The 20,401-nt window shown below is 71.6% G+C and carries 20 protein-coding genes; 8 read left to right on the forward strand and 12 right to left on the reverse strand.

What is annotated here, in order from left to right:
• Positions 1–74 precede the first annotated feature (74 nt).
• Both Vau01_RS48705 and Vau01_RS48710 read left to right on the forward strand, forming a co-directional pair.
• A complete protein-coding gene (locus Vau01_RS48705) occupies positions 75–1,139 on the forward strand; it encodes a serine hydrolase domain-containing protein (RefSeq protein WP_204007771.1) in 1,065 nt (354 codons plus the stop codon).
• Complete coding sequence (locus tag Vau01_RS48710) at positions 1,136–1,915, forward strand: thioesterase II family protein (RefSeq protein WP_204007773.1); 780 nt, start codon at positions 1,136–1,138, stop codon at positions 1,913–1,915. The genes Vau01_RS48705 and Vau01_RS48710 overlap by 4 nt, the downstream gene beginning before the upstream one ends.
• 21 nt (positions 1,916–1,936) lie before the next feature.
• On the opposite strand, the gene Vau01_RS48715 is transcribed toward Vau01_RS48710, so the two are convergent.
• Genes Vau01_RS48715 through Vau01_RS48725 form a run of 3 tightly spaced genes read right to left on the reverse strand, consistent with a single transcriptional unit; the run spans position 1,937 to position 5,578 of the window.
• Entirely contained in the window at positions 1,937–3,301 is a 1,365-nt protein-coding gene (locus Vau01_RS48715; protein WP_204007775.1) for a hypothetical protein, read from the reverse strand.
• A gap of 5 nt (positions 3,302–3,306) precedes the next feature.
• A complete protein-coding gene (locus tag Vau01_RS48720) occupies positions 3,307–3,684 on the reverse strand; it encodes an ectoine synthase (protein WP_204007777.1) in 378 nt (125 codons plus the stop codon).
• On the reverse strand, positions 3,665–5,578 hold the full coding sequence (locus Vau01_RS48725) for an amino acid adenylation domain-containing protein (RefSeq protein ID WP_204007779.1): 1,914 nt from the start codon (positions 5,576–5,578) through the stop codon (positions 3,665–3,667). The genes Vau01_RS48720 and Vau01_RS48725 overlap by 20 nt, the downstream gene beginning before the upstream one ends.
• Positions 5,579–5,731: 153 nt before the next feature.
• Here Vau01_RS48725 and Vau01_RS48730 point away from each other — a divergent pair, with 153 nt between their 5' ends.
• From Vau01_RS48730 to Vau01_RS48740, 3 genes are read left to right on the forward strand one after another with little or no spacing between them, the layout of a single operon-like run.
• Positions 5,732–6,019 carry an acyl carrier protein gene (locus Vau01_RS48730; protein WP_204007781.1) on the forward strand — a complete coding sequence of 96 codons (288 nt, stop codon included), beginning with the start codon at positions 5,732–5,734 and terminating at the stop codon, positions 6,017–6,019.
• A gap of 10 nt (positions 6,020–6,029) precedes the next feature.
• Positions 6,030–7,280, forward strand: coding sequence for an ATP-grasp domain-containing protein (locus Vau01_RS48735; protein WP_204007783.1), 1,251 nt, complete (start codon positions 6,030–6,032; stop codon positions 7,278–7,280).
• 50 nt (positions 7,281–7,330) lie between these two features.
• Positions 7,331–8,869, forward strand: coding sequence for a 3-hydroxyacyl-CoA dehydrogenase NAD-binding domain-containing protein (locus tag Vau01_RS48740; RefSeq protein WP_204007784.1), 1,539 nt, complete (start codon positions 7,331–7,333; stop codon positions 8,867–8,869).
• Positions 8,870–8,886: 17 nt separating this feature from the next.
• Here Vau01_RS48740 and Vau01_RS48745 read toward each other — a convergent pair whose 3' ends face one another.
• The 6 genes from Vau01_RS48745 to Vau01_RS48770 all read right to left on the reverse strand — a co-directional run bounded on the left by Vau01_RS48745 (position 8,887) and on the right by Vau01_RS48770 (position 13,049).
• Entirely contained in the window at positions 8,887–9,417 is a 531-nt protein-coding gene (locus Vau01_RS48745) for a hypothetical protein (protein WP_204007786.1), read from the reverse strand.
• 133 nt (positions 9,418–9,550) lie between these two features.
• Positions 9,551–9,946, reverse strand: coding sequence for a nuclear transport factor 2 family protein (locus tag Vau01_RS48750; protein ID WP_204007787.1), 396 nt, complete (start codon positions 9,944–9,946; stop codon positions 9,551–9,553).
• Positions 9,947–10,051: 105 nt separating this feature from the next.
• Positions 10,052–11,344, reverse strand: a complete 1,293-nt coding sequence (locus Vau01_RS48755) for a serine hydrolase domain-containing protein (RefSeq protein ID WP_204007788.1) — start codon at positions 11,342–11,344, stop codon at positions 10,052–10,054.
• A 118-nt stretch (positions 11,345–11,462) separates the two neighbouring features.
• Complete coding sequence (locus Vau01_RS48760; protein WP_204007789.1) at positions 11,463–12,170, reverse strand: hypothetical protein; 708 nt, start codon at positions 12,168–12,170, stop codon at positions 11,463–11,465.
• A 37-nt stretch (positions 12,171–12,207) separates the two neighbouring features.
• A complete protein-coding gene (locus tag Vau01_RS48765) occupies positions 12,208–12,564 on the reverse strand; it encodes a hypothetical protein (RefSeq protein WP_204007790.1) in 357 nt (118 codons plus the stop codon).
• A 59-nt stretch (positions 12,565–12,623) separates the two neighbouring features.
• Entirely contained in the window at positions 12,624–13,049 is a 426-nt protein-coding gene (locus Vau01_RS48770; RefSeq protein ID WP_204007791.1) for a hypothetical protein, read from the reverse strand.
• Positions 13,050–13,124: 75 nt separating this feature from the next.
• On the opposite strand from Vau01_RS48770, the gene Vau01_RS64855 reads away from it, so the two are divergent.
• The 3 genes from Vau01_RS64855 to Vau01_RS48785 all read left to right on the forward strand — a co-directional run bounded on the left by Vau01_RS64855 (position 13,125) and on the right by Vau01_RS48785 (position 16,972).
• A complete protein-coding gene (locus Vau01_RS64855; protein ID WP_204007792.1) occupies positions 13,125–15,392 on the forward strand; it encodes a helix-turn-helix transcriptional regulator in 2,268 nt (755 codons plus the stop codon).
• Between the two features lie 140 nt (positions 15,393–15,532).
• A complete protein-coding gene (locus tag Vau01_RS48780) occupies positions 15,533–16,537 on the forward strand; it encodes a sigma-70 family RNA polymerase sigma factor (protein ID WP_204007793.1) in 1,005 nt (334 codons plus the stop codon).
• A gap of 3 nt (positions 16,538–16,540) precedes the next feature.
• Positions 16,541–16,972 carry a nitroreductase/quinone reductase family protein gene (locus Vau01_RS48785; protein ID WP_204007794.1) on the forward strand — a complete coding sequence of 144 codons (432 nt, stop codon included), beginning with the start codon at positions 16,541–16,543 and terminating at the stop codon, positions 16,970–16,972.
• Between the two features lie 378 nt (positions 16,973–17,350).
• Here Vau01_RS48785 and Vau01_RS48790 read toward each other — a convergent pair whose 3' ends face one another.
• Genes Vau01_RS48790 through Vau01_RS48800 form a run of 3 tightly spaced genes read right to left on the reverse strand, consistent with a single transcriptional unit; the run spans position 17,351 to position 20,243 of the window.
• On the reverse strand, positions 17,351–17,818 hold the full coding sequence (locus tag Vau01_RS48790) for a S26 family signal peptidase (protein ID WP_204007796.1): 468 nt from the start codon (positions 17,816–17,818) through the stop codon (positions 17,351–17,353).
• The gene (locus Vau01_RS48795; protein WP_239152518.1) at positions 17,815–19,698 is read right to left on the reverse strand and encodes an ABC transporter ATP-binding protein; all 1,884 of its coding nucleotides are present in this window, start codon (positions 19,696–19,698) and stop codon (positions 17,815–17,817) included. The genes Vau01_RS48790 and Vau01_RS48795 overlap by 4 nt, the downstream gene beginning before the upstream one ends.
• A complete protein-coding gene (locus Vau01_RS48800) occupies positions 19,695–20,243 on the reverse strand; it encodes a TlpA disulfide reductase family protein (RefSeq protein WP_204007798.1) in 549 nt (182 codons plus the stop codon). The genes Vau01_RS48795 and Vau01_RS48800 overlap by 4 nt, the downstream gene beginning before the upstream one ends.
• Between the last annotated feature and the right edge of the window lie 158 nt (positions 20,244–20,401).

Consider the following 20,401-nt stretch of genomic DNA (forward strand, 5'->3'; position numbering starts at 1 on the left):
TTGTCCGCGTTGCTTCCCGACGGTCGGCGTGCGGCGCCGCCCGGACCGACACCGACAGGCAGCGGGGATCGGCTGTGATTGACATTCTCGACCGGGTGACGGCGCGTTGCCAGCGGGCCGTCGACGACGGCGGATACCTCGGTATCCAGGTCTACGCCGCGCTCGACGGCCGGCCGATGGTCGATCTCGCCGTGGGGCACCGGGATCCGGTCCGCCCGCTGACCGCGGACGACCCGCTGCCGTGGGTGTGCGGGGCGAAGGCGTTCGGGTCGATCGCCGTCGGGCAGCTCGTCGACCAGGGGCTGCTGGACCCGTGGACCGCGGTCGCCGACGTCGTGCCCGAGTACGCGGCCGGCGGCAAGGCGGGCGTCACCGTCGCGCAGCTGATGTCCCACTCGGTGCCCATCGCCGACCCATCGCCGACGCTGCCGCTGATGTCCGACGACGAGGCCCTCGCCGAGGTGTGCCGGACCCCCCTCACCGCGCCGGCGGGCACCCGGGCCCGGTACAGCGGGTTCGCGTCGTGGGTGGTCGTCGCCGAACTCGTGCGCCGCCTGTCCGGCCGCACCTACGAAGACTACGTGGAGGAGCAGATCCTCGACCCGTTGCGGCTGGACCGCACCGTGTTCGGCCGTCGCCGCGCCGATCGGCAGGGCGGACCGCCGTTCGGGGTGCTGTACGAGGTGGTCGACGGTCACTTCGTCCCCTCGTCCCGCCTGGCACCGTCCGCCATGGCTCCGCACCTGCCGGGGACCGGCGCGCACGGCACCGCGGCCGAACTCGCCCGGGTGTACGGCTGCGTGGCCACCGGACGGTGGGGCGAGCGTCGCCTGCTCTCGGCGGAGGCCGTGACCGCGATCGCCCGCCCGTACCGGGCCGGGCTGCCCGATCCGACGTTCGGCGGGCTCGACCTGCGGTGGGGACTCGGCGTCTGCATCGACGGTGTGCTGTTCGGCGCGCCACCGACCGCCTGCGTCGTCGGCCAGATCGGTTACAACTGCTCCCTTGTCCTGGCCGACCTCACGGTCGGGCTGGTGGTCGCGTTCCTGACCAGCAGCGTCTACGCGGGCACGGGTCGCGACCGGGTGGAGAAGCGGCTGGTCCGTGACCTGTACGACATGGCCGCGGCGGAACGGTGACCCCGCCCGGCGGTCGGGGGCTGGTCCGCTGGCCGGCGCCGGCGCCGCGGGTGCGGTTGCTGTGCGTTCCGCACGCCGGCGCCGGTGCGGCGCTGTTCGTCTCCTGGCCGTCCCGCCTGCCCGCGTGGATCGAGGTCGTCGGCGTGCGCCTGCCCGGGCGGGAGAGCCGGCGCCGGGAGCCGCCGCTGACCTCGCTGGACGCGATGGCCGACGACGTGCTCGAACGGCTCGGGGAACTCGGGGACGACCTGCCGGTCGCCGTGTACGGGCACTGCTCGGGTGCGCTGGCGGCGCTGCGGATCACCGAACGGCTGGTGCGCCTCGGCTGCCGGCCCGTTCCGCGGCTGTTCGTGTCGAGCGCGCCCAGCCCGAGCCGTCCCGGCATCGGCGAGCCGGTGCACCTGCTCAGCCGGTCGCACCTGATCCGCTACCTCGACGACGCCGGTGCGGGCCGGTTCGGCGACGCCGACGTCGACGAGGTGTTCCGGCTCACCGAACCAGCCATCCGGGCCGACTTCCAGGCGTTCGAGACGGCGGTGCCGCTACCGGTGTCGGCGCTGCCCGTGCCGATCACCGTGTTCCGGGCGCGCCACGACCGGGTCGTCTCGGAGGCGAGCAGCCACGACTGGGCCGGGCGGACCAGCCGGGGGGTGACCCGGCGCGTGCTGCCTGGACGGCACTTCCTGCTGGACACCGCCACGGCCGACGTCCTCGCGGGCATCCGCGTCGACCTGACCGACGACCTGACCGACGACCTCGCCGACGGCGCGTGGTGACCGGCCCGCCGCCGCGCGGCGTCACCCCGACGGTGACCCGGAGTCCGGCGCGGCCGCGACCGGCTCGAAGCAGCAGCCGAGGAGCGCGCCACCGAGGCCGAGCGACACGATCCCGGGCGCATCGGCCCGGGCGGCTCGGGCGACGAGCCCGGCGTACCCGCCGCCGATCACGTGCACGCCCAGGTTCACGGTGCGACGCACCGGACGGCGCGGCCAACCCTCGAGGAACGTCTCCGGCGCCGCCGCCACGTGGCGTTGGACCACGTAGTCGGCGCGCAGGCCGCTCTCGACCGCCGCCGACCACTCCGCGTCGGTCGTCTGATTGCCCATGACGACTCCCGCGCCGCCCTGCAGCATCGCGGGTTTGAGGACCAGGTCGGCACGGTGCCGGCGGCAGTGGTCGACGGCCGGTACCGTGGTGCCGTCCTCGGTCGTGACGGCCGGCCGCAGCCGCCCGGTCCACGGCACCAGATCCGCGACGAGGGCCCGCTCCCGCTCGCTCAACCGGTCCCGGACCGACGGCTGCCACAGCAGCGCCAGCGCCGCCTTGCTGCCGCACAGTTCGGCCGAGAACGGCGCCACGACCCGGATCCGGCCGCGCTCGTGCGCCCGCAGCAACGGCTCCACCAGGTCCCAACCGCCGGGGACGTCGACGTCCTCGATGACGAAGAACCGGTGCACGACGTCGACCGGGCGCCCGTCGAGCACCACGGCGTCGTCGACGTGGCGCAGCTCGTCGAGCCCGCACGCGATGACGTCCAGGCCCCGGTCGGCCAGCATCGCGGCGACGAGGTGGATGGTGCGTTTGGTCGGAGCCGCCCCGTCCGGCCAGTAGGCGAGCACGATCCGCGGGCGGTCCCCCGCACCGGCCCGCTCGCACGCGGCGCGCAGCACGGCCGCGAGCCGTGGCATCGGATCGACGTAGCCGAGCCCTTCCCGCGCGACGAACGCGCTCACCTCCGGCATGTGCAGCATCGCCCGGCACACCTCGCCGACGTCGGTGCCGCCGGTCGCGCTGGTGAGGTTCATCTCCAGGACCTGGAACCGGTCGCCGGTCCAGAACAGATCCGCCCGGCCGACCTCGAACCGGACGCCGTCCTCGGTCCGCAGCACGGCTTCCCGCTGCCGGGGCGACGCCCCGCACATGGCCGCGAAGCCGTCCAGGCCGGCACCGGTGCGCTCCGGAAGCGACCACAGCAGCGCGGTCAGCTCGGCCAGCGGACCGCGGATCAGGTCGCGCTGGGCGGCGGTCAGGAACAGTGGCCGGGTGAGGTAGCCCCGGTCCAACGCCCGCTCGATCCGCACGTGGGTCGACCACGTCGCCTGGGCGACCGACTCCGGCGCCTCGCCGGCCGCGGTCATGAACCGGGCGGTCAGCTCGTTCATCGCGCCTAGTAGCTCGATGCCCGGCCGGCGCTGAGCCGGTGCTGCTCCGACCCGTTCAGCGCGGGGTTGAACACGCAGATCAGCCGCAGCCCGTGGGCGGAGCTCAGCAGATGCTCCTCGCCCCGGGCGGGCGCGTACAACGTGCCGGGACGGACCTCGAACCGACCGGCCGCCGATTCCACCGTGCCGGCGCCGCCGACGCAGAGGCACGCCTCCCAGTGGTTGTCGTACCGCAGCAGCGACCGGGTGTCCGCGAGCACCTCGGTCTCGGTCACCGTGAAGCCCCACCCGTCGCGGGCGACCAGCAGCCGCCGGCTGATCCCGTTCCCCCAGTCGACCTCGTGCTCGGTGCCCCGCAGCGCGTCAAGCGTCCGTACCAGCAACGTGCCCCTCCTGCACCCGCGCCGCCGCGGTCAGCTCGGTCTCCAACCTCGCGCGGTCCACCTTGCCGTTGCCCGTCAGCGGAAGCCGGGCGACCGGCCGCAGGCGGAGCCCGCGCGCCTGCGACGGCAGGCGGCGACGCAGGTCCGCCGCGACCGTGTCGGCGTCGTGGCCGGCGCGCAGCACGGCGAAGACCACCAGGTGCCGCTCCTCCGGCGGTCCGACGACGGCCGCCGAGGCCACCTCGATGCCGGCGCACCGCTGCGCGACCGCCTCGATCTCGCCCAGTTCGATCCGTGCCCCGGCGAGCTTGACCTGCCGGTCCAGCCGGCCGATGAACGCGAAACTCCCGTCGACGCCGCGCCGGACCAGGTCGCCGGTCCGGTAGACGATCCGTCCGGCGTCGGTGTACGGATCGGGTACGAAACGGGCCGCCGACTCCTCCGGCTGGAACAGGTAGCCTGCGCCGACCCCCTGGCCGCCGATCCACAGCTCGCCCGGCTCGCCGTCCGGCGTCGGGGTGCCGTCGTCGCCGACCACCCGCGCGTACGCGTACGGCAGCGGCACACCGATCGACGGAACCGCCGCCGCGCCGGGCGTCACGTGGCCGGCCGTCGCGATGACGGTGCACTCGGTCGGCCCGTACATGTTCAGCACCCGGTACGGAAGCGGCCCGGGCACCGGCCGCAACCGGTCGCCACCGACGGTGAGGAGGCGCAGCCGCAGGCTCCGCGGCGGGTCGAGGGTCATCACCATCTCGGCCAGCGGGGTGGCCAGGAACGTCGCGTCGACGCGCGCCTCGCCGAGCCAGTCCAGCAGGGCCGGTGGGTCGAACCGCACGTGGGCGGGTGCCACCACGACCCGCGCCCCGGCCGTCCACGCCGGCCACACCTCCCAGATGCTGGCGTCGAACCCGACGCCGGCCAGCTGCCCCACCGTGGAGTCCGGCCCGAGGTCCAGCAGCCCGCGCCCCCACGCCGCGAGACAGGCCAGGGAGGTGCGCCGGATCGCGGCGCCCTTCGGCACGCCGGTGCTGCCCGAGGTGAACATCACGTACGCGATGGTCGGTACGGCGGGACGCGACGGCGGCGGAGGCTGCGACGTCGGGACGAGCAGCCGTTCCCACCGCAGGTACTCGGGGCCCGGCGCCAGCTGCCGCAGCCGGTCGGCGTCCGCGTCCGCCGTCGCTGCGACGCTGATGACGAACCGGCACCGGGCCTGGCCGACCATCTGCGCCAGCCGGTGCGCCGGCTGGCGGCGGTCCAGCGGGACGAACGCCGCACCGGACCGCAGGACCGCGTACTGGCAGGCGAAGAACGCTGCGCCGGGCTCGCCGAGGATCCCCACCACGCCGCCCGGCTGAGCGCCGAACCGGCCGGCGAGCACGTCACCGAACCGGACGAGTTCGCCGTATGTCAGCGCGTCGGAGTCGTCCTCGATCGCGATGCTGTCGGGGCGGGCGGCCGCCGCGGCGGTGACGGCCGCCACGACGTCCACAGTGGACGGTTCGGGCTCCGCCGGCCGGTACCCGACCAGGTCGGCCAGCTCACCGACGAACCCGGTCCAGGCCCGCCAGAGGTCGTCGACCCCGGTGGACGCGTCGTGGGCGGTCAGCAGCACCTCCACCGACAGCGGTCCGGCCGACGCCACGGTGACCACGGCGCGGGCGCCCGCCACCACCGCACCGGTGGACGGGGCGGGCGGCGGTGCGGGCGGCGTCGCCGCGTCACCGGTTACCCGGATGCCTCCGCCGACGACCCGGCTCAGCGCGGTGACCACCAGCCGCGCCGCCTCGGACGGATCCTCCCCCGCCGCGCGTCGGGTCGCGCGGACCAGGTCACGCGGCACCGGCAGCCGCAGCGCGGGACGGACCGCCGCGTCCGGTGCGATTGCCATGGTGCTTTCTCCGCCCCCCGTAGCCCGGCCCGACAAGGCACCAGAATGGGTGGGCCGGGCCGGTGCCACCAGTAACTGCTTCGGGGGACGCCCGCAGATGTCCCAGTTCCGGGGACAACCGCCGCCGTGGCCCGCCGTGACACACTCCGCCGGGTGACGGATCTGCCCACGGGAGACCAGGAAACCGGTGCGGCGCCACGAGTGATGCGGCCCGGTGTCGAGGCGCTGGTGCGGGTCTGGCGGACCGTGCTCCGCGACGACTCGCTCGACGAGGTGACCGACTTCTTCGACGCCGGCGGCACGTCGCTGACCGCGGTACGGCTGCGTTCGCACATCCGGGTGGAGCTGCGTCGCGACCTCGACCTGCTGACGATCATCGACAACCCCACCCCACTCGGTCTGTCACCGCACCTGCACGACGCACCGGTGTGGGAAGCCTGAGGCCGCGGCGATGCGGGACCGGCACGTGCTGCTCGTCGGCGACTGCGGTCAGCTCGCCACCGCGTTGTGGGCGGTCGGCGACGTGCGCACCAGCGTCCTGACGTATCCGCAGGCGCTGCCGCGGCTGGCGGGACCCGCCGAGCACGAGGCCGTCGTCTGCGTCCCGCACCGCTCGTCGGTGCGGGACTGGGTCGACGCCGCGGCCTGGTTGCACGGTCGCCGTGCGGTCACGGCGGTCGTGGCCGTGGAGGACGACTTCTGCCCGCACCGGGCGGCGATCGGTGCCGAACTCGGCGTGCCGGCCGACTCCCCCGAGCTGATCCAGCGGGTCCTGCACAAGCCGACCCTCCGCGCCCACCTGGCGGCCGCCGGGGTGGACGACACGCCGTACCGGGTCGTGGCCGACGCCGCCGGGGTCGCCGCCTTCGGCGTGGACCACGGCTGGCCCGTCATCGTGAAACCGGCCACCGGCACCGGTAGCCACGGCGTGAGCGTGGTCGACTGCCCGGCGGACGCGGCCACCGCGATCCGGCGGTTGCGCTCCGACCGGCGGGTGGCCGCGCGGGAGGTCCTCGTGGAGCGGTACCACCGTGGCCCGCAGTTCAGTGTCGAGGCGTTCTCCGAGCGGGGCGAGCACGAGATCGTCGCGCTGACGCGCAAGTTCTCCGACCCACCGCACATGATCGCCGTCGGGCAGGCGTCGTCGGCCGCCCTCGGACCGGATGAGGAGGAGCGGATCCGCGCGTACGTGACGCTCGTCCTCGACCGCACGGGCGTGTCCGACGGTCCCAGCTTCACCGAGCTGGTGCTGACCGATCGCGGCCCCCGCGTGTTCGAGACGCACGTGCGGCTGCCCGGCGGCGGCGCCCGGGAGATGATCCTCGCCGCCACCGGGGTCGACCTGGCCGAGGCGTGGGCCCGTCAGCTCGTGGGCGAGCAGGTGCTGCCGGCGGTGCGGAAGCGCCTGCGGGAGGGCCGCCGGACGTTCTCCGCCGTCTGGTTCGCCTATCCCGACACCGACGGCGTTCTGCGCGCCGTTCGCGGTGTCAAACGCGCCCGCGCCGTGCCCGGTGTCCGTGAGCTCGGGGTCCTCGTCCACCGCGGTGACCGCGTCCGTCGCCGGCGCAGCACCCGGGACATGGGCGCGTGGGTCCGGACCGAGGACGCCGGTTGGGACGCCGCCGTCGCCGCGGCCCGTGCCGCGGCCGGCTGCCTGTCCTTCGACGTCAACGTGGCCTGGCGCGCACGCGAACTGGCATAGCCGGCCACTGCCGGCCACTGCCGGCCACTGCCGGCCGGAAGGGAGACCACATGCAGCTCGGGTACCACCGTCCGGTACGGACCGTGGGAGTGGTCGGCGGGGGGAGCATGGGCAGCGGCATCGCCCTGACCTACGCCCTCGCCGGACACGACGTCGTCGTGGTGCGGCGCACCGCGCGAGGCTGCGCCGCCACCCGGGACCGGCTCGGCGGGCTCGCCCGTCAACTGGTACGGGCCGGATCGCCGGACGCCGGCCGGATGTCCGCGGCGCTGCACCGGATCCGGACCACCACCGACCTGGCGGACCTGGCCGCCACCGACCACGTCGTGGAGGCGGTCGCCGAGGACGTGGCCGTCAAGCAGCGGGTGCATGCCGCGCTCGACGGCATCGTCGCCGCCGACGTGGTCGTGGCCAGTGCGTCGACGGCGATACCCGTCGACGTGCTCGCCCGGGACTGCAAGCACGTCGAGCGGGTGCTCGGTACCCGGTTCTACCTGCCCGCGCCGCTGGTTCCCCTGGTCGACGTGGTGCGCGGCGAGCGGACCGCCGAGGCCGCCGTCGAGGTGGCCACCCGCCTGCTCGACGGCGCGGGCAAGTGCCCGGTGACGTTCGACCGGCACGCGGCGGGTGCCGTCGGCCCCCGGCTGCAGACGGCGCTGATCAATGAAGCGCTGCGCATCGTCGACGAGGGCCTCGCCCAACCGGAGACCGTCGACCGGGTCCTCACCCTCGGCATCGGGCGGCGGTTCGGGGTCACCGGGGTGTTCGACCGGCTCGACCTCGCCGGGCTGGACACCGTCGCCGCGACGCTGCGCGGCCTGGGGCGGCCGGTGCCGGCGCCGATCGAGGAGCGGCTGCGGCAGGGCCGGCTGGGCGTGAAGACCGGCGCCGGCTTCTACCGGTGGACCGACGAACGGGTCACCGCGGTGGAGGAGGCGCTCGCCCGTCACCTCACCGCCCAGGCGGCCCTGGCCTGCGCCGCGGCGCCCGCCGCGGGTCCCGACCTCGTCGTGGTGGACCGGTCGGTGCTGCGCCCGTTCCTCGACGCGGCGGTGGCGGCGTACCGGTCCTGCACGCCGGAGCGTCCCCCGGGCTCCTTCGCGCTGCTGGTCGGCCGGGTCGAGCCGGACCGGATGGTCGTGGAGCGCGCGGTGGCGGCCCGCAACGTCCGCGGCACCGACCGGGCGGCGCTCGGCGAATACGAGTCGACCATCGTGCCGTGCTTCGGCGAGGCGTACGACAACGCCCACCGTGGCTTCTGGTGCCACGCCGTGGACCAGTTGCGGGTCCACCGCGAAGCCGAGGCGGACGGGCTGGAGGTGCTCGGCTCTATCCACCTCCACCCGGACTGGCACCGGATCGGCCCGCCCGCCGAGCGGGCCATGCGGATCAGCCAGCACCCGACCCCGATGGACGCGTACATGTTCCAGCAGACGCAGTGGCCGCTGAACATGATCTGCTACGTCGAGTCGTCCGGTGCCGGCTGCACGTACACCGTCGGCGCGTGGGCACCACCCGCCGACGGCGGTGCCCGGTGCCGGGAGCTGGCCGTCCACTGGGCCGTACCGGGCGGCAGCCGCGCGAAATGAGACCCGCGGAAGCGGGACTAATCCTCCGGTGTGCGGCGAGGCAGGAGGATTTCGCGCGGATCTGGAAGGTTGCTGGGAGAACCGTCCAGGTTCGCCAAGATACCGTCGACGTAGCGCTGAAAGTCGATGGCGTAGTCCAAGCGCTCATGATGCCAATACGCCACAAATCCTGGATCGCCGAGGTCCCGCCGGAACGCTTCGCGCCAGGCCGCGAAGTATTGACGTGGAAGTAGCCCACGAGAGTGTTGCAGGTAGAGATTCTCGTGAAAGCAGAACCACTGGACGCAAGAGTAGAAGAATCTTGCACGTTCTTCTCGCTCGAGGGAGGCGGGCTCCTTGCGTCCCCTGATGTAGAGATCGGCCGCGCCCTCCACCGTTGCCAGCGTCGCATAGAACTGGCTTACCGAGCTGACGAGATTGTGGTAGCTGTCGCACTCGGCAATTCGACGGCTCACGCGAGATTGAACGGCGATAAAGGGGAGAGTGGCCACGACTGCCACCGCCCCGACCATCTGCGCGATCGAATTGATCACGTCAAGGCTCGCCATCGGCGACTCCCATCATGGCGCCATGCCCGGCATCGCCCTCAGCCTTGCCGACAGGCTGGCCGGTCTTCAACACCCGATCGAGGGCCTCCGGTCGACCGAACCGGGATGGTCGAATCGACGGGCCGCTCCCGCCCTACCTGCCCGGATCGCTGTCGAGCGGCTCGACCCACTCAGCGCGGTAGGCAGGTGCATCCCAGGGTTCCGCGATGTAGATCCGTTCCCGGACCACCAGTCCGTCGCGTAGGTCCAGCACGGCGACAACCGGATGGGGATCTGCTCCGCTGTACCGCAGCGTCAACTCGACGACCTGCACCTGCTCGGTGCCCGCCGAACGATGAACCTCGAATGCGGCCGGCCGGCCGGGATACGCCTGACGTGAGGCGATGATGTTCGCTCTACCGCGGATGCGTTCGCCGCTCTGCACGTACTCGAGGACCGCGTCCTCGGCGTATATCTCGCCAGCTCGAACCTCGTCCCTGCCAATCGCCTCGAAGTGGCGCGCGATCGCGCCCGCCATCCTGTCGCCCATCTGGCCCCTCCCGCCCACGCCGACGCGGTCGCCGCATCAACCATGGGCAGTATCGGCCTCCAGCCCATCGAACAGTAGCTGCGAGGTTGTTGGGATGGGTCGCAGCTATCGTCGGTTTGCGGTGATCTCGGTTCCGTACTGGCGGACGGTCAACGATTCGGCATTTCCGTCCTCGTCCACCGTGAAGATAATGGTGGCGCCGGCGGCCGGGGCCAGCGCGGCGGTGTCGGACCGGACGTCCAGGGCCAGCGGTGGCTGCGCTGCGATCACAAGGTGGTATCCACCGGCGTCGGCGATGACGGTCAACCTGACGTTGGTGTCGGTGAGGTAGTCGCCGACATAGCGGGCTCGGATGGCCTCGGCGGTCTGCATACCCGACATATCCGCCGGCCGCGGCTGTGGCGGATCGGGCCAGCCGGTGCTCCGGGCGGTCGCGGCAACCAGCACGCGGGCCACCGGCCCGCCGTCCTCGCTGTTGGTCATCGCCGCCGCGGCGTGGCCGGGGGCAACTGTGGCGACCAGACCGCACCGGTAGCCGTGGTTGCTTCCGCCGTGCATGAACCGGCGATGGGGTCCCTCGCCGTCCAGCTGGACGCCCAGTCCCCAGCCGGGCAGTTGGGTACTCATCATCTCGCGGGCGAGGTCGGGCGGCAGTAGCGCGTCGGGTTCGCCTGCAACGGCTGCGTGCAGGGCGGCGGCGAAGCGGACCAGATCCGTCGGCGTGCACCACAATCCGGCAGCTGCCTGCTCGGGATAGACATGCCAGCCGCCGGGCACCGGCCCGTCGCCGACATGCCCGCACGCGGCCCGCTCCGGCGGTGGTTGCGCGTAGGTCGCGGTGCTCATCCCGGCCGGTCGCAGTACCAGCTCGGTGGCCAGTTCGGCGAACGTCGCTCCGGTGAGGTCCTCCAACAGCTGCTGAAGCACGACGTAGCCGCCGCCGGAATACCGGTGGGTGAGCCCGGGAATGCCATCGACCCGGACGGCCGGGGTGTTCGACGGAGGCCGGCCGTCAAGGATCTCGACGAGTGCCGGCAACGAAGCCTCGCGCGGATAGCCCGGATAGCCGCTGACCGTCAACGCCCCACCATGACACAGGAGATGACGTAGCGTCACCACCGGCGCCCACCCGGAGACAGCCGGCAAACGCCACGACCGCAGGACGGTGTTCACGTCGGTATCGAGAGCCAACCGTCCCTCGGCCACCAGCCGCAGCGCGGTCACCGCCGCCACTGGCTTGCTGATCGACGCCGCCTGGAACACCGCATCGGGCGTGGCGCCCCACGCCGCCGTCCGCACCGCCCCCGCGGCAAGCACCGCCACGGACACCGCAGGTACCCGATCACCGCCCGGAATCCCAGCCAGCACCGCCGAAAGCTCGCCAACCAGACCATCCACCAGCCCATCGTGCCGGACCCGAGACCTATCCGCTGACCGGCATCGAGTCCGGGTCCGGATCTGGCCGCACCTTGCGCATCGGGTGGGCTCGCTGGCCCGTCAGCGACCGCCCGGTCGGCTACGCGGGCAAGTCGCCTCGGTGAGATGGCGCGGCGGCGGTGACGTCCGGACGCAGCACGGGTAGGCCGGCGCGGAGTCTCTCCAGAAACGCCGACACGATGATCGTTGCGTCTTCGGCGTCGACCACTGGGCTGACAAACGCCGCTCCGATGTTGCTGCGACTGAAGTCCGAGTCGGCGTCGTCGCCGTGGTTGTCGATGTGGTAGGCGTCGGGTGCCTTGACACGCAGATCGTGACCAGAATTGATCACCCAGGGGGTCGCTACGGTGCCGGTCTCCAGAATGCCGTGGTTGTAGTACCCGTAGACCAGGTACGTGAAGGCGCCGTCTCCGATGTAAATCTCCGCGTCGCCGCCGACCAGGGTCTCGGCGCGGGTTGTGCCTGCGACGTACAGGCCCGGGCGTGACTCGTCGAGCTCGATATCGCCGGCCACGGTCAGGTCGCCGGTGACGACGATCAGATCGATGCCGGTCGGCCGATAGGCGCGGCCGACGGGTTTCACGGGCGGCCAACGTCGATCATTCGTGGGCATGCCGCGATGCATCGCGGCGACCGCCGGGAGGAAGTTCCCGTCGAGCGTGACGTGGCCATCAAAGAACAGGACCGTGTCGTAGGCTCCCTCGAAGCTCGCCGACAAGACTCCGTCGACGCGGGTGTCAGCTTCGGCAAAGGACAGACGTTCGGGAACGGTGGTCGCGGCGGGCACGCGCACGACGGTAACCCACGCGGCTAAGCAAACCGGGTCAGCTCGGGTCGGCGTTGCCCTTGTGTCCGGCGAACTGCCGGACGATGGCCCGGTGCCGGTCCACGGCTCGGGCTACCTGGTCGCTGTCGAGGGTCGTGCCGGGCAGGCGACCCAGTCGGTCCACCTGGTCGGCCAGGCGGAGGTGTTCGCGGTGCGTGTGCTCGCGGCAGGCCAGGCAGGTCACGCTCGCGGGCTCTGCGGAGGTCATCGCGTACGCCACCACGATTCCGCAGCCGGTAGTGACGGTGGCCGGTAGGTCCGCGGCGAGGCCGAACGTCGACGCCAGCAGGTTGCGCGTGGCGGCGCGCGCCTGGAAGGTCAGCTCGACGTGGATGTGCGGGTCACGGACGCTCACGTCTACTGCCTAGCGCAGTGGACGAGATTGTGCGAGCAGCGACCACGAGGTGGTCAGGCTCAGCGCCACCGCTCGCCAGGGGTCAGGACGTACTGCCGGTAGACGTACGGCCACGGCACCGCCACCAGGAAGATGACGACGAGAAGGCACGAGACCGTGTACCCCCACGTCTCGTCGTCCATCGAATCGGAGAGCCACGCGGGCAGGGCCACCGCGCCCAGCCAGATCAGCTTCCAGGCCGACTCGAACAGGAGCAGCGGGAGCATCGTCACGGGGTGGCGCAGGCCGACGAATGACAGGAGCGATATCGCCGCCAATACGCAGTAGAAGAGGCTCTCCGTCCCTCTCCAGGACGATTCGTGGTTCAGGACGACAGGCCACGCCTCGATCGCGAGGAAGATGGCGAGCAGGGAGTATCCGAAGCGCAGCGCGTACAGGCGCGGCAACGACAGGGCGACATCTTCCACCTGGGTACTCGTGGTCATGGGCCAACGGTAGGAAGAACGCGGTCGACGCTCATCAGTGGAAGTACGGAGCCGGTACTGAGCTACCGTCGTGCCGTGGCTACCCGCAGTCGACGACCGGGCAACCTCCCCGCCGAGGCCACGAGCTTCGTCGGTCGCCGCCATGCGCTGGCCGAGGCGAGGAAGAAGCTTGCCGACGGGCGTCTGGTGAGCTTGGTCGGGCCCGGTGGCGTGGGCAAGACGCGCCTCGCGGTCCGTCTCGCCACCGATCTCGCCCGCGGGTTCCGAGACGGCGCGTGGCTGGTCGAGCTCGGTAAGCTGCGCGATCCGGCGCTGGTGACCCACACCGCGATGGCGGCCCTCGACCTGCGCGACCAGGCCGCCTCCGAACCGCGTGAACTGCTGCTCCGGCACCTCCGCGACGCCGAACTGCTACTCGTCGTCGACAACTGCGAACATCTGCTCGACGCCGCGGCCGAGCTGATCGGCGAGGTGCTCCGGGCGGCACCGGCGGTTCGGGTGATCGCCACCAGCCAGGCGCCGCTCCGGGCTGCCGGGGAACACGTGCTGCGGGTGCCGCCGTTGTCGCTCCCGGCGGACGATCCGCTGGAGCGTCTGCGCGAGAACGAAGCGGTTCGGCTCTTCGTCGAGCGCGCAGCGGCGGCGTCGGGCGACTTCGAGCTCACCGAGGCCAACCGGGCGGCCGTGGTGGACCTGTGCCGGCGCCTCGACGGGTTGCCCCTGGCGATCGAGCTGGCGGCGGTCCGGACCCGGGCGCTCGCCCCCGCACAGATCCTCGACCGGTTGCACGACCGGTTCGCGCTGCTCGCCCGCGGCACCAGGGCGGCCCTGCCGCGCCACGAGACGCTGCGCACGACCCTCGAGTGGAGCTACGACCAGCTGACTTCGGCCGAACAGACGCTGTTGTCCCGGCTTTCGGTGTTCGCCGGCCGTTTCACGCTCGACGACGTCGAGGCGGTGTGCTGCTTCGGTGACGTGCCGGCGGCGCAGAGCGTCGAACTGGTGTCCTCGTTGGTCGACAAGTCGCTGCTGCAGAGGGAGCCCGCTGCGGGCTCCCTCTGCAACACGGCCGTCTACCGCCTGCACGAGACCATGCGCGAGTACGCCGGCTCGACGCGTTCCCCGGATGGCCTCGAACAGCGCTGGGTGGACCACTACCTGCGACGATGCGCACGATTCGGGGCCGAGGGCCGGTACCGGCTGGTGGAGTGGCTGACGTGGATCGAGCCGGAGATCGACAACGTCCGGGCTTTGCTGCGGGCGTTGTCCGACGACGTGCGCGGCGTCGCTCTGGCCACCAGCCTGATCTGGTACTGGGTCACCCGCGCCACGACCGAGGGCGTCCGATGGCTCGACGAATTGGCTCCCGTGGCGGCGGCCCCGTGGACCTACTTCGCCCGGGGCTTCCTGGCCGTGCTGCAGAGCGACCCGGTCGTCGCCGTGCCGGTGTTGGAGCGTGGCGTGCTCGCCGCTCGCGCGGCCGGGCAGCCGGACGTCCTGAGCCAGCTGCTCGCGATGGCGGCGATCGCGGCGAACATGGCGGGCGACCGTCCGTCCGCCGAACGGTTGCTCGACGAAGCGGTAGCCCTGTCCGCCGACCGGGACGACGTCGGTGCCACGCTGATGGTGCACCAGGCGCGGACCCTCAACGCACTCGGAGACGGTGATCTCGAGACCGCCCGTTCCGCGGCCGCGGACGGCGCGCGGTTGAGCCGCCGGGCGGGCGATCTGTACAGCCTCACGATGATGCTGCTGAACCAGGGCTTCGCCGCACTGCGCTCCGGTGACGCCGACGAGGCGGAGCGTCGGTTCGTCGAGGCGCTACCGATCGCCCGCCGGATAGACGACCGGGTCGCGCAGTGTTACCTGCTCGGCGGCCTCGGCGCGTGCGCCGCGTCGGTTCGCGACCCACAGCGTGCGGCCCAGTTGCTCGGGGCCATGGACGGGCTGTGTGTCGAGGTGGGTGTGATCGTCAACAAAGGAATGGCACCCGCACTGTCGTCGGCGACCGAATCGGTGCGGGCGGCTCTCGGTCCGGCGCGCTTCGAGTCGTCGCTGCGCGACGGCCGGCGGATGAGCCGTGCCGACGCGCTGCGGCTGGCGCTGCGCGAGGTGGCCGCCCCGGGCCCGAACGGTCCGTTGCGCCAGCGCGAGAAGGACGTCGCCCGGCTGGTGGCCGAAGGCCTGAGCAACAAGGACATCGGCGCGCGGCTGTTCATCTCCGAACGCACGGTCGAGAGCCACGTGCGCAACATCCTGAACAAGCTGGGCTTCCACTCGCGTACCCAGATCGCACGCTGGGTCGCCGGCCCCGAGAGCACTGCAACGGCACCTGTGACGTGACCGGACGCGGCGGCTGGGGAAGTGAGCCGCTTCGGGAGCGATTCCTTTCGGGTGTCTCGGCGGTCTGTATTGCCGAGACTGGTGGGCACGGGTGCCCTGGCTCTGCCTGCGAGGCGGGTGGTGGTGGTGAGGATGCGGTGATGATGGAGCGGTCAGCGGAGTTCGTGCGGCTCACCGAGCCGTTGCGGCGTGAGTTGCTCGCGCACTGTTATCGGATGCTCGGCTCGGTGGATGAGGCCGAGGACGTGGTGCAGGAGACCTATTTGCGGGCATGGCGTTCCTACGACGCGTTCGAGGGTCGATCCTCGCTGCGCACGTGGATCCACCGCATCGCCACCAACGCCTGCCTGTCCGCGCTGGAACAGCGTGGCAGGCGGGTGCTGCCATCGGGGTTGGGTGGCCCCGCCGACGATCCTGATGCGACGCCGGGGCCGGTCGCACCCGGGGTGGCCTGGTTGGGGCCGGTTCCGGATGCTTTGGTCTCCCCGGAGACCCTCGATCCGGCCACGACTTTCGTGGGGCGTGACAGTGTGCGGCTGGCGCTCGTCGCCGCCCTGCAATACCTGCCCGCTCGGCAACGAGCCGTACTCCTGCTCCGGGAGGTGCTGGGCTTCAGCGCGGGTGAGGTCGCGGTCATGCTCGGTGTCTCGACCGCGGCGGTCAAGAGTGCGCTGCAGCGGGCCCGCGCCCAGCTCGACGCGATCGCTCCCTCTCCCGAGAGCGTTGCCGAGCCGACCGATCCGCACGCCCGCGACCTGCTGAATCTGTACATCGCCGGGTTCGAGAACGCGGACTTGAGCTCCCTGGAGAAGGCGCTGCGCACCGACGCCGCCATCGAACTGGTGGGCACCCGGGCCTGGTTCTCCGGCAAGGTGACGTGCCTGCGATACCTCACGCACGTGCTCGGATCCTCCGGCGACTGGCTGATGATCCCCACCGGTGCCAACGGGCAGCCCGCCGCAGCTACGTACTACCGCACCGACGACGGAACCCATCAGGCTCTCGGGGTCGCCGTTCTCACCGCCACCCCGGCCGGGGTCTCCCGCATCACCGTCTTTCCTGGCGGCCCGCCGCTCGTGGTGAGATTCGGCCTTCCCGCCTCTCACCCGAGTCGCAGCCACCCTCGCGACAAACAACGGGAGTGAGCCATGCCTGCTGTGCCATCCGACGAAGAGTTCCGGACCTACAACGAGGGCGTCATCAGCGAGTTCCGCGCCAATCACGGCAAGGTCAGCCGGCCGCCGTTCCCGATCCTGCTGCTGACCACGACCGGGGCTCGAACGGGACGGCGAGCGACCGTGCCGCTCGGCTTCGGAGTCGACGACGAGGGCCGCGTGTTCGTGGTCGCCTCCAAGGCGGGTGCCCCTGAACATCCGTCCTGGTTCCACAACCTACGAGCCGACCCAGCGGTGACGGTCGAGCTCGGCGACAGCTCCTACCCGGCCCGGGCCGTCGTCACAGCAGGCGAGGAACGCGACCGGCTCTACCGCATGGTCTCCGACGGCACCTCCGCCTACGAGCACAACACCAACCGGGCATTCCCGGTCATCGTCCTCGAAGGCGTTCCCGCACCCACCTGACATCCCCAACTCGTGCGAGCCTTCGACGGGCTCGCGGGTCCAGGTGATTCACGATCGCGATCAAATGCGCGGCCTGCTCTGGTCCATCCCGCGGCGGTATCATGCGCGGAGATTGGAGGTGTTCAATGACTAAGCTCATCGCATCTCTCGGCGACCGACTGCTCGGCGCACTCGTGCCGAAGGTGCAGGCATCCGCGGCATGCCGCTGCGGGTACTGGTGCGGCTCCTGCAACTGTGGAGGCAACCGCAGGTACTCGTACTGGTGCTGCGACTACGGGCAGTACTGCCAGCAGAGCAGCATCAGCTGCCGGCACAGGGCCTCCTGCGATCCGTAAACCACCCGGGCATGGCGGCCCTGGCCAGTTTGGTCGGCGGCCGTCATGTCGGAAGTCTTCGCAGTGCGGTTCCCAGGATGCGGCCGACCGGGACGAATCCGATGTACCGCGAGTCCAGGCTCCGGCCGGGAGCGTCGCCGAGCACCACGACCATCCCCTCGGGCACCGTCGCGCCGGCCCCGGCGGGCAGTGCCGGCACCACCTCGGGTGGTACGCAATCCCCCGCCGCGGCCACTACACGCTTGATGATCCACGCCCGCCGGTGCAGGTCGCCGTGCAGCGGGGGCGTCGGCCAGCCACCGGACGAGCCCGGGCGTTCCAGCACCACCAACTCGCCCACCCGGACCCCGCCGCTACGACGGCGTACGAGCACCCGGTCTCCGCTGCGGTAGGTGGGTTCCATCGACGAGCCGTTTATCTGCACGGCGATCAGGCTCCGGCGGAGCACCACCAGGACTACCCCGAGCCCGACCACGACCAGGCCGGCGATCGGGACCACGAACCGGCTCATCGGACCGGAGTTCCCGAGTCCTGATCAGCCTCGTCGGGATCCGAGTCGGAGTACCCGGACGCCTGCAGGCCGAAGAGTTCGGCGTACACGCCGCCGGTGGCCATGAGCGTCGGGTGGTCTCCGCTCTCCGCGACCTCACCGTCGCGCAGCACCACGATGGAGTCGGCGTCCCGCACGGTGTTGAGCCGGTGGGAGATCAACAGGCTGGTTCGGCCGGCTCGGTGCTCCCGCAGCCGGGTGTGTACCTGATGCTCCGCCTCGGCGTCCAGCCCCGCGCTCGGCTCGTCGAGAATCAGCAGATCGCAGTCGTCCCGGAGGATCCCGCGCGCGAGCGCCACCCGCTGCCACTGGCCACCCGAGAGCACCACCCCGGTGCCCGGGTCGTCCCGATCGGCGTTGTCGAGGTAGATCCGGGTGAGCATCGTCTGATAGCCCCGCGGCAGTGCGGCGAGCGTCTCATGACACCCCGCCCGTCGCGCCACCGCCTCGATCCGGGGTTGGTCGTCCATCGCCTCGACGCTACCGACCCCGATGTTCTCCGACGCGCTGAGGTCGTACGTCATGAATTCCTGGAAGACCACACCGAGCCGGCGCCGCAGGTCCGCAATGGACAGTTGGCGGATGTCGTCGCCGTCCCAGGTGATGCTCCCGCGGGTCGGATCGTAGAACCGGCAGAGAAGCTTGACCAAGGTGCTCTTGCCGGCTCCGTTGCGGCCCACGAGCGCGGTCGCCCGCCCGGCCGGGATGGTGAGGTTGACGCCACGGAGAACCCACGGGAGGTCGTCGCCGTACCGGAACCAGACGTCGCGCAGTTCGATGCCGCGGCGCAACGGCGGCGCTGGACGCACGTTCGGGGGCGACGGCAGATCGGGACCGGCCTCGATCACGTACCGGTAGTGTCCGAACAGCAGCATGGCCTGGTGCGCCTCGCCGAGGTGCGACACCAGCAGGCTCAGTCCGCCCTGCACCCCGGCGACCGCGGCGACGAACACCGACACGTCGCCGATCGTCAACGCACCCACCCGCGCCGCCTCCACGGCCCAGATCAGACCGCCTCCCGCGACCAGCGCACCGCACAACCCGAGCGCCGCCTGCACGTACAGCTCGTGGCGGTCCATCCGGCGCTGCTGCTCGTTGATGGTGTGCAGCTCTCGAACCATCCGGGTGCCGAACAGGGCCCCGAGGCCGTACAGCCTGACCTCCTGCGCGGCCTGAGCGCTGGTGAGGATGCCGGTGTAGAAGAACTCCCGGCGCGACGCGTGGCTGAGCCCCCACAGCGTCGCCGCCCGGCGCCGACTCAGCAGCACCTCGGCGCGCAGCGTCGGCACGGCCGCCACGGCGACGATGAGCGGCATCCACGGGTTGAGGAGGCCCAGGGCGACCACGAAACCGGCGACTCCGAGCACACCCTGGGCCACGCCCAACGCGCTTGTCACCAGATCGGACGGTCCCGTCGTCGCAGCCGACCCGGCCAGCTGCAGCCGGTCGTGGAACACCGGGTCCTCGAATCGGCGGAGCCCGTCGAGCCGTCCGACCGCTGCGTAGAGCCGCTGCTTGACCGTCAACGCGATCGAACGTCGCATGTCGGCCTCGACGAACCTGACGCACTGCGGCGCCATGGCCGCGACGACGCCCGTGCCCGCCAGCAGCACCACCGTCCCGAGGAGCGGATAGCCGGGGCTCGCCAACCGGTCGAGCACCACCTTCGTCAGCCAGGCGACGGACAGCGGGACCAGCCCGGACACCAGCGTCAGGCCCACCCGCACGACCAGCGCACCGGGCGCGCTGACCCACGCCAGACCGCCCGCCTCGACCAACGAACGCCACGTCGACGCGGCCCTGTCAATCGGTTCCTGGTCGGTGCCGACGGTACGTCTCACGCTGTGACGGAATCGGTGAGCCGGGCGAACACGAAGTCGCTCGCCTTGACCCTGTCGCCGTCGAGGATCCCGTACGCGGGATAGCCGTCGACCGCGAACGCCCGGCTGATCTCGCCCTGCTCGACGTCCCGTACGACCCTGGACACCGGCTCGAGCTGTCGGGTCATCTCCGCTGTCTCCGCCTCAGAACCCACTACCACGCTGAGCACCGCGTCCCGGCCGCCCGGATGCGCTTGCGCGTGTGCCACGTACGTCGGCATGTTCTCGGCGCACGCCGCGCACGTGGGGGAGAAAAATCCGACCAGCCGCTGCCCGGTCAGGTCTGCGCGCGACACGGGAACGCCGTCGGTGGTCGTGACGCTGAAGTCGCCGACCGTCGCGCCGGCCTCCAACATGATCGGGCCGGGAGCTGCGGCCCGATCCACGATGCGCTGGTTCAGAAGCTCCGTGTGCTCCCGCAGCCGGCGGATCACGCCGAAGGTCAACACCAGGTTCAGCAGACACATCGCGCCGACGACCACGACCGCGATCGACAAAATGACCATCAGAGACTCCCCGGATCGGCTTCGGCGAGGCGAACCGTTTACCGCCGTGAATACTACGTACGAGCACCGTGGAGCTACAGGCCCCAATGTACGGACCCCGGGCGCGAACCGGTCGGCCGCCAACTGCTCGGAGTACGCCACCGCGGGACCCTGTATAT

It is taken from the genome of Virgisporangium aurantiacum (genome assembly GCF_016863635.1).
GTDB lineage: Bacteria > Actinomycetota > Actinomycetes > Mycobacteriales > Micromonosporaceae > Virgisporangium > Virgisporangium aurantiacum.